The organism is Pseudomonas wenzhouensis, assembly GCF_021029445.1.
Lineage (GTDB): Bacteria > Pseudomonadota > Gammaproteobacteria > Pseudomonadales > Pseudomonadaceae > Aquipseudomonas > Aquipseudomonas wenzhouensis.
This window is the reverse complement of sequence record NZ_CP072610.1, coordinates 4372034-4385048: the sequence shown is the minus strand read 5'-3', so window position 1 is coordinate 4385048 and position 13015 is coordinate 4372034. Positions and strand designations below refer to the sequence as shown.

Annotated in this window: 12 protein-coding genes; 11 read left to right on the top strand and 1 reads right to left on the bottom strand. The window is 63.9% G+C overall.

Annotated features, from left to right (window positions below; translation table 11 throughout):
- The first annotated feature begins 137 nt into the window (after positions 1-137).
- The 11 genes from chrA to cysW all read left to right on the top strand — a co-directional run bounded on the left by chrA (position 138) and on the right by cysW (position 10516).
- The gene (gene chrA / locus J7655_RS20445; RefSeq protein ID WP_230925974.1) at positions 138-1472 is read left to right on the top strand and encodes a chromate efflux transporter; all 1335 of its coding nucleotides are present in this window, start codon (positions 138-140) and stop codon (positions 1470-1472) included.
- 239 nt (positions 1473-1711) lie between these two features.
- The gene (locus J7655_RS20440) at positions 1712-2350 is read left to right on the top strand and encodes a peroxiredoxin (protein WP_230925973.1); all 639 of its coding nucleotides are present in this window, start codon (positions 1712-1714) and stop codon (positions 2348-2350) included.
- Positions 2351-2494: 144 nt separating this feature from the next.
- Entirely contained in the window at positions 2495-3088 is a 594-nt protein-coding gene (gene ssuE, locus J7655_RS20435; RefSeq protein ID WP_230925972.1) for an NADPH-dependent FMN reductase, read from the top strand.
- An 84-nt stretch (positions 3089-3172) separates the two neighbouring features.
- A complete protein-coding gene (locus tag J7655_RS20430) occupies positions 3173-4138 on the top strand; it encodes a sulfonate ABC transporter substrate-binding protein (protein WP_230925971.1) in 966 nt (321 codons plus the stop codon).
- A gap of 61 nt (positions 4139-4199) precedes the next feature.
- Positions 4200-5348, top strand: a complete 1149-nt coding sequence (gene ssuD / locus J7655_RS20425) for an FMNH2-dependent alkanesulfonate monooxygenase (RefSeq protein WP_230925970.1) — start codon at positions 4200-4202, stop codon at positions 5346-5348.
- Positions 5349-5618: 270 nt separating this feature from the next.
- Positions 5619-6413 (top strand): aliphatic sulfonate ABC transporter permease SsuC, encoded by a 795-nt coding sequence (ssuC, locus tag J7655_RS20420; protein ID WP_230925969.1) that lies wholly within the window; start codon positions 5619-5621, stop codon positions 6411-6413.
- Positions 6410-7210 carry an aliphatic sulfonates ABC transporter ATP-binding protein gene (ssuB, locus tag J7655_RS20415; protein ID WP_230925968.1) on the top strand — a complete coding sequence of 267 codons (801 nt, stop codon included), beginning with the start codon at positions 6410-6412 and terminating at the stop codon, positions 7208-7210. Before ssuC ends, ssuB begins: the two co-directional genes overlap by 4 nt.
- Before the next feature lie 87 nt (positions 7211-7297).
- A complete protein-coding gene (locus J7655_RS20410) occupies positions 7298-7513 on the top strand; it encodes a TOBE domain-containing protein (RefSeq protein ID WP_003464423.1) in 216 nt (71 codons plus the stop codon).
- 241 nt (positions 7514-7754) lie between these two features.
- Complete coding sequence (gene cysP, locus J7655_RS20405) at positions 7755-8771, top strand: thiosulfate ABC transporter substrate-binding protein CysP (protein WP_230925967.1); 1017 nt, start codon at positions 7755-7757, stop codon at positions 8769-8771.
- Positions 8772-8852: 81 nt separating this feature from the next.
- The gene (gene cysT, locus J7655_RS20400) at positions 8853-9692 is read left to right on the top strand and encodes a sulfate ABC transporter permease subunit CysT (RefSeq protein WP_230925966.1); all 840 of its coding nucleotides are present in this window, start codon (positions 8853-8855) and stop codon (positions 9690-9692) included.
- Positions 9689-10516, top strand: coding sequence for a sulfate ABC transporter permease subunit CysW (gene cysW, locus J7655_RS20395; RefSeq protein WP_104727130.1), 828 nt, complete (start codon positions 9689-9691; stop codon positions 10514-10516). The genes cysT and cysW overlap by 4 nt, the downstream gene beginning before the upstream one ends.
- Positions 10517-10691: 175 nt before the next feature.
- Here the strand turns inward: cysW and dibA are convergent, their stop codons facing one another.
- Complete coding sequence (gene dibA, locus J7655_RS20390) at positions 10692-12980, bottom strand: phosphodiesterase DibA (protein ID WP_230925965.1); 2289 nt, start codon at positions 12978-12980, stop codon at positions 10692-10694.
- Positions 12981-13015: the final 35 nt, after the last annotated feature.

Genomic DNA, 13015 nt, shown 5'->3' with positions numbered 1-13015 from the left:
TAAGATGCGGGAAAACGCGTCCAGGCCAGGTGAGGCAAGGGCTGCGCTTGGCTGGTGGTTTTTCGTACGCTGTCGCAAGGCTGTCATGTTTCACGGTTATAGTGCCCGGTCGATTTATCCGCTGATGGAGCCCTCCGATGTCCGATTCGTCTGAACGCCCTGTTCCGGTCAGTCTGCTGCAGGCGTTCTGGTTCTGGCTGAAGCTGGGGTTGATCAGTTTCGGTGGGCCGGCGGGGCAGATTTCTATCATGCACCAGGAGTTGGTGGAGAAGCGCCGCTGGTTGTCCGAGCGGCGTTTTCTGCATGCGCTGAACTACTGCATGTTGCTGCCCGGGCCGGAGGCGCAGCAGTTGGCCACCTATATCGGCTGGCTGATGCACCGCACCTGGGGCGGGGTGATCGCCGGGGCGTTGTTCGTGCTGCCTTCGCTGTTGATCCTGATCGTGCTGTCCTGGGTCTATCTGGTGTTCGGCGATGTGCCGTTGGTGGCGGGGATTTTCTACGGCATCAAGCCGGCGGTGACGGCCATCGTGGTGCAGGCGGCCTGGCGCATCGGCGGGCGGGTGTTGAAGAACGTCTGGCTGTGGGCCATTGCAGCAGCGGCTTTCGTCGCCATTTTTGCGTTGCAGTTGCCGTTCCCGCTGATCGTGCTCGGTGCGGCGCTGGTGGGCTATATCGGCGGGCGGCTGGCGCCGCAGCACTTTGCGCTTGGTGCCGGGCATGGCGAGGCGAGTGGGGCGCATGCCCCGGCGCTGATCGATGACGAGACGCGCCTGGCGCATACGCATTTTCGCTCCAGCCGCCTGGCGCTGATCCTGCTGGTCGGCGCGCTGCTCTGGCTGCTGCCGATGGGCCTGTTGACCCTGGCATTCGGCTGGCAGGGCACGCTGACGCAGATGGGCTGGTTCTTCACCAAGGCGGCGCTGCTTACGTTCGGCGGTGCCTATGCGGTGTTGCCTTACGTGTACCAGGGCGCCATCGACCACTTCGGCTGGCTGACGCCCCGGCAGATGATCGATGGCCTGGCCCTCGGTGAGACCACGCCGGGGCCGCTGATCATGCTGGTGGCGTTCGTCGCATTCGTTGGCGCCTACGGCCAGCCGGTGTTCGGGGGCGATTCGGCCTTTGCCAGTGGCGCGCTGGCTGCGGTGCTGGTCACCTGGTTCACCTTCCTGCCGTCGTTCCTGTTCATCCTCGCCGGCGGGCCGTTGGTGGAGTCGACCCATGGTCAGTTGAAGTTCACCGCGCCGCTGACCGGCATCACCGCTGCGGTGGTCGGGGTGATCCTCAACCTGGCGCTGTTCTTCGGGTATCACGTGCTCTGGCCGGAGGGCTTTGCCGGGGCGTTCGATTGGGTGTCGGCGCTGATCACCCTCGGTGCGGGCGTGGCGTTGCTGGGTTTCAAGCGTGGGGTGATCGAGACCATTGCCGGGTGCGCTGTCGTCGGGCTGGTGGCGCATCTGTTGGGTTGAGTGGTGGGTTATTCGGTGCATTGCGTGGCGGCGCTGTTGCGCGTCGCCACCCACTGGGCTGGCGGGGCTGTGATGGCCGGGCGCGCTGTTCGGCAGGCGCCATGTGGTGGCTTGAGGAGGGTGTGGCGAGTGAATCGAAATATTCTTTAGTTATAAATAAATCGTTATTTATTCTTTTTGTTTCGTTTCGTTCCTGAGCATAGTGAGCACCACGCAAGCGACTGCCAAGGAGCACGATCATGACCATCCGCCTGGGCGATATCGCCCCCGACTTCGAGCAGGACTCCAGCGAAGGCCGCATTCGTTTTCACGAGTGGCTGGGCGACAGCTGGGGCATCCTTTTCTACCATCCGGCTGACTTCACCCCGGTGTGCACCACCGAACTGGGCTTCACCGCCAAGCTCAAGGATGAATTTGCCAAGCGCGGCGTCAAGGCCATTGCCCTGTCCGTCGACCCGGTGGATTCGCACATCAAGTGGATCGACGACATCAACGAGACGCAGAACACGGCGGTCAATTTCCCGATCATCGCCGATGCCGACCGCAAGGTATCCGACCTCTACGACCTGATCCACCCGAACGCCAACGACACCCTGACCGTGCGCTCGCTGTTCATCATCGACCCGAACAAGAAGGTGCGCCTGACCATCACCTATCCGGCCAGTACCGGGCGCAATTTCCACGAAATCCTGCGCGTCGTCGATTCGCTGCAACTGACCGACAACTACAAGGTGGCCACCCCGGCCAACTGGCAGGACGGTGATGAGGTGGTGATCGTGCCATCGCTGAAGGATGAAGCCGAGATCGCTCAGCGCTTCCCGAAAGGTTATCGCGCGGTGAAACCTTATCTGCGCCTGACCCCGCAGCCGAACAAATAAGGAGCGATCTGCTGCGCGTCGGCCCTACTGCGTTAAAACCGGGCTCGGACTGCTCATTTACAGCTCGTAAACTCCGCGCCCTCGCCCGGTTTTGCCTTGTATGGCTCTAGCTCGCGAGATCGTAAAAACGCTTAAGGAATCATCATGCACGTCGTGTTGCTCTCCGGCAGCCCTGCGGCGCGTTCGCGCACCGAGGTGCTGCTGGATTATGTACGCCAGCGTCTCGAGGCGCAGCGGGTGGAAGTGAGCTTGCTCAAGGTGCGCGACTTCCCGGCTGAAGATCTGCTGCATGCGCGCTTCGACAGCCCGGCTGTTCAGCAGCTGCAGGCCGTGGTGGCCAGCGCCGATGGCTTGGTGGTCGGTACGCCGGTGTACAAGGCGTCGTTCACGGGTGCGTTGAAGGTGTTGCTGGATCTGCTGCCCGAGCGCGCCCTGGCGCACAAGGTGGTTCTACCCCTGGCCAGTGGTGGCAGCCCGGCGCATCTGCTGGCGGTGGACTACGCGCTCAAGCCGGTGCTGGCCGCGCTGAAGGCACAGGAAATGCTCTCCGGTGTGTTCGCTGTGGACAAACAGATTGCCTACCCGGAAGGAGACAGGCCCGCGCAGATCGACGACGAATTGCGCGAACGCCTCGATGATGCGCTGGAACAATTGGGCGCAGCCCTGGCGCGACGGCCGAAGCCGATCGACCCGAACCTATTGAACGACCGGCTGGTAAACGCCCGCTGGAGTATTTGATTCACCCCGTAACACCTCGCCTTACTCGCCCGCCAACGGGCAAGCAGGTTGCCAACCAAGACATCACCGCAAAGGGAGAGCGCCATGCGCACCATTACTTTGCGTCGAAGCCTGGTCGCCCTGTTTGCTGCGGCCATTTCCTTCGGCGCCATCACTCAAGCTCAGGCCGAGACGTTGCGTATCGGCTACCAGAAATACGGCACCCTGGTGCTGCTCAAGGCCAAGGGCACCCTGGAAAAACGCCTGGCCGAGCAGGGCGTGGAGGTCAAGTGGACGGAGTTCCCGGGTGGCCCGCAGTTGCTCGAAGGGCTCAACGTTGGCTCCGTGGACTTTGGCGTCACCGGGGAAACCCCGCCGGTGTTCGCTCAGGCGACTGGCGCCGACCTGCTTTACGTCGCCCACGAGCCGCCGGCGCCAACGGGCGAGGCGATCCTCGTACCCAAGGACTCGCCGATCCAATCGGTAGCTGAGCTCAAGGGCAAGAAGGTCGCCCTGAACAAGGGTTCCAACGTGCATTACCTGCTGGTGCGCGCGCTGGAAGACGCCGGCCTCAAGTACGGCGACATCACCCCAATCTACCTGCCGCCGGCCGATGCCCGCGCTGCCTTCGAGCGTGGCAGTGTCGATGCCTGGGTGATCTGGGATCCCTTCCAGTCCGCCGCCGAGAAGCAGTTGCAGGCGCGCACCCTGCGTGACGGCAGCGGTTTGGTCGACAACCACCAGTTCTACCTGGCGACCCGCAGCTATGCCGAGAAGAACCCGCAAGTGGTCGGTGCGCTGGTCGAAGAAATTCGCGGTGTCGGCGAGTGGGTCAAGGGCAACCTCGACGAAGCCACCAGTCAGGTCGCGCCGCTGATCGGTCTGTCCCCGGAGATCACCCGCCAGGCCGTGGAGCGCCAGGGCTATGGCGCGCAGTTCATCACCCCGGAGGTGGTCGAGGCGCAGCAGAAGATCGCCGACACCTTCACCGAGCTGAAGCTGATCCCCAGGCAGCTGACCATCAAGGATGTGATCTGGACTCCGCCGGCCAAGGTCGCGCAGGCCCAATAGAACCCTCACCCCCAGCCCCTCTCCCGGTGGGAGAGGGGAGCGAATCCAAGGAGACAACTCCATGAGCCTCAACATCTTCTGGTTCCTGCCTACCCATGGTGATGGCAAGTACCTGGGCACCGCCGAAGGCGCGCGCGCCGTCGACCATGGTTATCTGGCGCAGATTGCCCAGGCGGCTGACCGCCTCGGTTTCGGCGGCGTACTGATCCCCACCGGGCGTTCCTGCGAGGATTCCTGGCTGGTGGCGGCTTCGCTGATCCCGCTCACGCAGAACCTGAAGTTCCTCGTCGCCCTGCGCCCAGGGATCATTTCGCCGACCGTGGCCGCGCGCCAGGCGGCGACCCTGGATCGTCTGTCCAACGGCCGTGCGCTGTTCAACCTGGTGACCGGGGGCGACCCGGACGAGCTGGCCGGCGATGGCCTGCACCTGTCGCATGCCGAACGCTATGAGGCATCCGTCGAATTCACCCGCATCTGGCGCCGCGTGCTGGAAGGCGAAACCGTCGACTACGCCGGCAAGCACATCCAGGTGAAGGGCGCCAAGCTGCTCTACCCGCCGATCCAGCAGCCGCGTCCGCCGCTGTATTTCGGTGGTTCCTCCGACGCCGCGCAGGATCTGGCCGCCGAGCAGGTCGAGCTGTACCTGACCTGGGGCGAGCCGCCGGCCGCCGTGGCCGAGAAGATCGCCCAGGTGCGCGAGAAGGCGGCCAAGCAGGGGCGCGAAGTGCGCTTCGGCATTCGCCTGCACGTGATCGTGCGCGAGACCAACGAGGAAGCCTGGGCGGCGGCGGATCGCCTGATCAGCCACCTGGATCAGGACACCATCGACCGCGCGCAGGCGTCGCTGGCGCGCTTCGACTCCGTCGGCCAACAGCGCATGGCTGCCCTGCACGGCGGCAAGAAAGACAACCTGGAAGTGTCGCCGAACCTCTGGGCCGGTGTCGGCCTGGTGCGCGGCGGCGCCGGCACCGCCCTGGTCGGCGATGGCCCGACCGTGGCGGCGCGGGTCAAGGAATACGCGGAGCTGGGCATCGACACCTTCATCTTCTCCGGCTACCCGCATCTGGAGGAGTCGTACCGGGTCGCCGAACTGCTGTTCCCGCATCTGGATGTGGCCCAGCCGGAGCGTCCGGAAAGTCGCGGCTATGTCAGCCCGTTCGGCGAAATGATCTCCAGCGACATTTTGCCGAAGGCGGCTTCGGCGAGTTGAGGGGAGCGCGGGTACGGGGCTTCCCGGATTTCATCCGGGCTACGGGGTGAAAAGCGCCCTCTCCCCCAGCCCCTCTCCCGCAAGCGGGAGAGGGGAGCCAAAGCGTGCCGCTGGGTATTCCGACGGCACCTGATAGCTCCCTCGTCCCTTTGGGGAGGGTAGGGGAGAGGGGGCAGGCGCACGACTTTCCCGGATTGCATCCGGGCTACATCCAGCGCCGTAGCCCGGATGCAATCCGGGGACAGAGACACAGAATTCTTCGAGGCAATCATGAGCAACACGACCCTTCACACACTGGCCCTGCGCGCCGCGCCCTGGGCCTTGCCGCTGGGGCTGCTGGCCGCCTGGCAACTGGCGGTGGTCAGTGGCTGGCTGTCCAGCCGTATCCTGCCGGCGCCCAGCGCCGTGCTCGCCGCCGGCTGGCAACTGCTGGCCTCCGGCGAAATCTGGCAGCATCTGGCGATCAGTGGCCAGCGCGCCGGGATCGGCTTCGCCATCGGCGGTGGTATCGGCCTGCTGCTGGGCTTTATCACCGGCCTGTCGAAATGGGGCGAGCGCTTTCTCGACAGTTCGGTGCAGATGATCCGCAACGTGCCGCACCTGGCGCTGATCCCGCTGGTGATCCTCTGGTTCGGCATCGACGAGGCGGCCAAGGTGTTCCTGGTCGCGCTCGGCACGCTGTTCCCGATCTACCTCAATACCTACCACGGCATCCGTAACGTCGACCCGGCGCTGGTGGAGATGGCGCGCAGCTATGGCCTGTCCGGCTTCGCGCTGTTCCGTCAGGTGATCCTGCCCGGCGCATTGCCGTCGATCCTGGTCGGTGTGCGTTTCGCCCTCGGCTTCATGTGGCTGACGCTGATCGTGGCCGAAACCATCTCGGCCAGCAGCGGCATCGGCTACCTGGCGATGAATGCCCGTGAGTTCCTGCAGACCGACGTGGTGGTGCTGGCGATCCTGCTCTACGCGGTGCTCGGCAAGCTGGCCGACGTCGCTGCCCGTGGCCTCGAACGTGTGTGGCTGCGCTGGCACCCGGCCTATCAGGCCAAGGCAGGTGGCCAATGACAGCGCTGCATAACATTCGTCAGGGCATTCCCCTGGCGATCGAGAACATCGAGAAGTCCTTCGGCGAGCGCCAGGTGCTCAAGGGCATCGACCTGCATATCCCGGCCGGCCAGTTCGTCGCCGTGGTCGGCCGCAGTGGCTGCGGCAAGAGCACCTTGCTGCGTCTGCTGGCCGGGTTGGATCAACCCAGCGGCGGTCAGTTGCTGGCCGGCAGTGGCTCGCTCAACGCGGTGCGTGAGGACATTCGCCTGATGTTCCAGGACTCGCGGCTACTGCCCTGGAAGCGGGTGATCGACAACGTCGGCCTGGGCCTTTCCGGCAACTGGCGCCAGCAGGCCGAGGAAGCCCTGGCTGCGGTCGGCCTGGCTGATCGCGCAGGTGAATGGCCGGCAGCCCTGTCCGGCGGGCAGAAGCAGCGCGTGGCCCTGGCCCGGGCGCTGATCCACCGGCCGCGCCTGCTGCTGCTCGACGAGCCGCTGGGTGCACTGGATGCCTTGACCCGCATCGAGATGCAGCAACTGATCGAACGCCTGTGGCAGCAGCATGGCTTCACCGTGCTGCTGGTGACCCACGACGTGGCCGAAGCGGTCGCCGTGGCCGATCGGGTGATCCTGATCGAGGACGGCCAGATCGGCCTCGACCTCGATGTGCAACTGGTACGCCCACGCCCACATGGCTCGCCGTTGCTGGCGGCACTGGAAGCGCGCGTGCTCGACCGGGTGCTGGCGCAGCCGCAATTGCCGACGCCCCCGGAACCCGTATCACCCCTGCCCACGCAATTGCGTTGGGCGCTGTGACGCCGTAGCCCGGAGGCAATCCGGGGCGGCTGAAGAATTTCCCGGATTGCATCCGGGCTACATCAGTGAACCATCAGGAGAAACACCATGACCATCAAAGCCATCAACGTGCGTAACCAGTTCAAGGGCAACATCAAGGAAATCGTCATCGGCGACGTGCTCTCGGAAATCGACGTGCAGACCGCTGCCGGCATCGTCACGTCGGTGATCACCACCCGTTCCGTGCGCGAGCTGGAACTGCAGGTGGGCAGCGAGGTGATCGCCTTCGTCAAATCCACCGAGGTGTCCATCGCCAAACTCTGATCAGCAGCCGATGGCTCCCTCGCGTCAGCGTGGGAGTCCAAGCCTGGCCGCTCTGATGCTGCACCAGCATCTGACGCGGAGCGTCTCTGGATGCATTCCCACGCGGAGCGTGAGGAACGATCAGAGCCTGGTTATAAGAAGAAAAGAAAAAGATATTTTTCAGCTATATGTTTTTTCTGCAGAATCACGCCATCAAATAGCCTGCCTGCAGGTTCCTCTCGCGATAAGAAGGACGCCATAGATGCTGAAGAAGATCGTTCTGGCCACCGTGGCCAGTGCCACCCTGCTGACTGGCTCGCTGAGCCATGCTGCGGCCGATACGCCATTCCACAACGCCTCCTACGACATCGCCCGCGAGCTGTTCGGCGAGATCAACCCGCTGTTCGTCGAGCACTGGAAGCAGCAGAGCGGCAAGGAAGTGAAGATCATCCAGTCCTTCGCCGGTACTTCGCGCCAGGCGCAGGACATCATTCAGGGCAAGAAGGTCGACGTGGTCACCTTCAACCAGGTGACCGACGTGGACATCCTGGCCAAGCGCAAGCTGCTGCGCGAGGACTGGGCCGAGCAGTTCCCCAACAACAGCTCGCCGTACTACAGCACCACCGCCTTCCTGGTGCGCGAAGGCAACCCGAAGAACATCAAGAGCTGGGATGACCTGATTCGCGATGACGTGAAACTGGTATTCCCCAACCCCAAGACCTCCGGCAACGCCCGCTACAGCTACCTGGGCGCCTGGCTGTTCGCCAACGAGAAATTCAACGGTGACCAGGAGAAGGTCAAGGCCTTCGTCGGCAAGCTGCTGAAGAACGTCGAGAACTTCCCCACCGGCGGCCGTGGCGCCACCGTAGCCTTCGCTCAGAACGGCCAGGGCGACGTGCTGCTGACCTTCGAGTCGGAAGTGATCAACATCGCCAAGGGTGACGAGTTCAAATCCGCCAACCTGGAAATCGTGGTGCCGGAGGTCAGCGTACTGGCCGAGTTCCCGGTGGCCATCGTCGACAAGGTGGCTGACGAGCGCGGTACTCGCGAGCAGGCCAAGGCCTTCCTCGACTTCCAGTACAGCAAGGACATCCAGCAACTGCTGACCCGCTACAACTACCGTGTGCACAACCCGGAAGTGGTCGAGGCGACCAAGGCGCAGTTCGCTCCGGTGCGCCTGATCAACCCGACCGAGGTACTGGGCACCTGGGACGAGATCACCGCCAAGCATTTCGACAACGGTGGTATTCTTGACCAACTCTTGGCTGAGGGCCGTTGATACTCGCCCTGGATAGCCGATTTTCAGGTTCGTTGGCCGCCCTATTGGCGGCCAACTGCATTTGTAGAGCCGAGCTTTTTCGTGAGTAAACCAACGCTGTTCTTCCTGCAGACTCCGCTGCTGCCTGGCTTCGGCCTGAGCTTCGGCGTCAGCGTGCTGTACCTGTCGCTGGTGATCCTGCTGCCGCTGTCGGCGCTGCTGTTGTACGTCAGCGACATGAGCTGGGCGCAATACTGGTTCGCCATCAGCGATCCGCGCGTGGTGCAGACCTACAAGGTGACCATCTCCGCGGCGTTCTACTCGACTCTGGCGGTACTGGTGATCGGCCTGCTGCTGGCCTGGATCATCACCCGTTACGATTTTCCTGGTCGGCGCATCGTTGATGCGCTGGTCGATCTGCCCTTTGCCCTGCCCACCTCGGTCGCCGGCCTGACCCTCGCCGCGCTGCTCGTGCCCAATGGCTGGATCGGCCAGTGGCTGGGCTTCAAGGTGGCTTACGCCTACGCCGGTATCGTGGTGGCGATGGTGTTCACCAGCATTCCCTTCGTGGTGCGCACGGTACAGCCGGTGCTGCAGGACCTCGGTTCGGAATACGAAGAGGCCGCGCGCACATTGGGTGCCAGCCGCATGCAGACCTTTCGCAAGGTGATCCTGCCGACCCTGACCCCGGCGCTGGTCACCGGCGGTTCGCAGGCATTCGTGCGCAGCCTCGGTGAGTTCGGCGCGGTGATCATGATCGCCGGCAACATTCCCTACCAGACGGAAGTCAGCTCGCTGATGATCTTCGTCCGTCTGCAGGAGTTCAATTACCCGGCGGCGGCGGCCATCGCTTCGGTGATTCTGCTTGCGTCGCTGGCTCTTCTGTTCCTCCTGCAGGTCGTGCAGGGGCGTCTGTTCGCATGGCAACGGCAAGGTCGATGAAAAAACCTCAGGATTGGCGCCAGTGGGCGCTGGTAGTGCTCGGCCTGATGGTCGTCACGTTGATGTTGCTGGTGCCGCTGGCGCTGATCTTCACCAAGGCGCTGGCCGGCGGGCTGGATCTGCTGTGGAGCAACCTCGGCGAGGACTACATGCTCCACGCCATCGGCCTGACGCTGCTGGTGGCGGCGATCACCGTGCCGCTGAACCTGTGCTTCGGCATCTGCCTGGCCTGGTGCGTGACCCACTACGACTTTCGCGGGCGCAAGCTGCTGACCACGCTGATCGACATTCCCTATGCGGTGTCGCCGGTGGTCGCCGGTCTCTGCTACCTGGTGGTCTACGGCCTGGAGAGCTTCGTCGGGCGCTGGTTCTACGATAACGGCATGCAGCTGATGTTTGCCTGGCCGGGCATCGTCATGGTCACGGTGTTCGTCACCGCCCCTTACGTGGCGCGCATCCTGATTCCGGTCATGCAGGCCCAGGGGCAGGACGAGGAGGCCGCCGCCATGTGCCTGGGGGCCAGCGGCTGGCAGATTTTCCGGCGTATCAGCCTGCCGAAGATCAAGTGGGCGTTGCTGTATGGCGTGGTGGTGACCAACGCCCGTGCGGTCGGTGAGTTTGGTGCGGTGTCGGTGGTCTCCGGCACCATCATCAACCAGACCCTGACGTTGCCGCTGCTAGTCGACCAGCTCAACAACGACTACAAGCCGGCAGCGGCCTTTACCGCCGCCGGTCTGCTGGCGTGCATGGCGCTGCTCACGCTGTTCCTCAAGACCTTCATGGAGTGGCGTCAGCGCCAGCTGATGCAGCGCGCCGAGGCGTAAGCCGAGCGCAGCCCCGTGTGAGCGTACTGCACGGGTTCATCTGGTGTCGGTAGCGGGTGCAAACCGGGCAGATAAGGTCGCCAGGGCGGCCTTGCGCAGCTCTCTTCCTTCACTGGTGCATCGTCCTGATTGCGCCGCGGGCGCCGCTTGTGCGCATCGCAGCGTCTGACAGGCATCAGGCAGTGGGCTGGTTTTTTCCGGCCTCGTCGGGCGAGCTGATGTCGGCGCATATAGCGCCTACTGGCTGTGGCCGACCGAAATGGTAGCCCTGGCCATAGTTGCACCCCAGTCCGCGCAGGAAGTCGGCCTGCTCGGGTTGCTCGATACCTTCGGCCAGCACCTTGAGGCCCAGGCTCTTGCCCAGCGCGATCACCGCGCGGGCGATGGCGGCGTCCTCGGGATCATCGGGCAGGCCGCGCACGAAACTCTGATCGAGCTTGAGCTTGTCTACCGGCAGGCGTTTCAACCGCGCCAGCGAGCTATAACCGGTGCCGAAGTCGTCGATGGCCAGGCGCACGCCCAGGGCGCGCAGGCTGGTGAGCAGTTTCAGGGCTGCATCAGGGTCTTCCATGATCGCGCTCTCGGTTACTTCCAGCTCCAGCTGCTCGGGTAGCAGGCCGGTGGCAGCCAGCACGCCGGCAACTTTCTGGTCCAGCTCGCCTCGGCTGAACAGGCGGCTGGAGACGTTCACTGCGACGAAGCTGAGCGTGCTGCCTTCGGCGTTCCAGCGCACCATCTGGCGACAGGCCTGCTCCAACACCCAGGCGTCGATGGCGCCGATCATGCCGTTATCTTCGGCAATCGGGATGAATTCGCCAGGCGCAATCAGCCCGCGCTGTGGGTGCTGCCAGCGTACCAGCGCCTCCATGCCCACCTGGCGGCCGTCGCGCAGGTCGTGTAGTGGTTGGTAGTAAACGCGCAGTTCCTCGTTGTCGAGGGCGTGGCGCAGGCTGCTGGCCAGCTCCACGCGCTGGCGGGCGTAATCGGTCAGTTCCTGAATATAGAAGGCATAGCCTTCGCGGCCGCTGCTCTTGGCCTTGAACAGCGCCGAATCGGCATTGCGCAGGATCTGCTCGACGCTATCCCCATCGTCGGGGAACAGGCTGATGCCGATGCTGGCGCCGATGTAGAGTTCATGACCGTCGAGGCGAAAGGGCGCGTCCAGGCTGCGCAGCAGACGCTGCGCCAGGTCGGCAGCCTGGGCGGCTTCCGTGCAGTTTTCGCTGAGCAGGCCGAATTCGTCACCGCCCAGCCGGGCCAGGGTGCAGCCGGCAGGCAGATCGTCCTGCAGGCGCTCGCCAACGCCCTTGAGCAGCAGATCGCCGACGTTGTGGCCGAGGCTTTCGTTGATGTGCTTGAAGTGGTCGAGGTCGATCAGCAGTACCGCACCCTGCAGTTCTTCGTTGTGGCTGCGTTCCAGGGCATGGGCAACGCGCTCGGTGAACAGCAGGCGGTTGGGCAGGTTGCTCAGCGGGTCATGGTGGGCCAGGTAGTCCAGCTCGCGCTGCGAACGCTTGAGCGCGGTGATGTCGGAGAACACCGCCACGTAATGGCTGATGTTGCCCTGTTCGTCATGGATCATGCGGATGCATTGCCACTGCGGGTAGATTTCGCCGCTCTTGCGTCGGTTCCACACCTCGCCACTCCAGGCGCCGCGGCTCTCCAGGGCATGCCACAGGCTGTGGTAGAAGGCCGCGTCGTGACGCCCGGATTTGAGCAGGGTGGGGCGCTGGCCGAGAATTTCCTCGCTGTTGTAGCCGGTGATGCGGCTGAAGGCCGGGTTGACGTGAACGATGCGCTGCTCGGCATCGGTGACCAAGACGCCTTCCTGGGTCGCATCGAAGACGGCTGCGGCCTGGCGCAGGCTGTCATCGAGGGCGCGTTGCCGGGTGATGTCACTGGCGATGCCAATGAAGCGCATCGGCTTGCCATCGATGTCACAGAGCAGGCGGCCGCGTGACTGAATCCAGCGATAACTGCCATCGGCGTGGCGCATGCGGTAGGTGTTCTGGTAGTCGCTACGTTGCAGGTTGATCTCGATCTTCTGCATGACGCGCTCGCGGTCATCGGGGTGCAGGTACTGGGCCCATTGCTCGCGGGTATCGCCAAGCGCGGCTTTGTCGAGGCCGAGCAGGGCACTGTAGCTGTCCGAGTAGAAAACGCGCTGGGTGGCCATGTCCAGGTCCCACAGGCCGTCACGGGTTGCGTCCAGTGCCAGGCGCAGGCGCTCTTCGCTGGCGGCCAGCGTCTGCTGGGCGCGGCGATAGTGCACGGCGTGCCGCTGCAGGATGGCGTAGAGCAGGATGGCGCTGAGGCATACGAAGAACAGGCCCTTGAACGACTGCAGGGATTTGTATTGGGCGGGGGCGAGCAGGTCGAGCAGGTGGTCGCTGAGAAGCACCCAGAGCAAGGCAGCCAGCAGGTAGGCCAGGGTCAGGCGCAGGGCGGTTCGGTCGATGTGCATGGCGAGCAATGTCGTTCCTGAATTGTGGGCTGGCC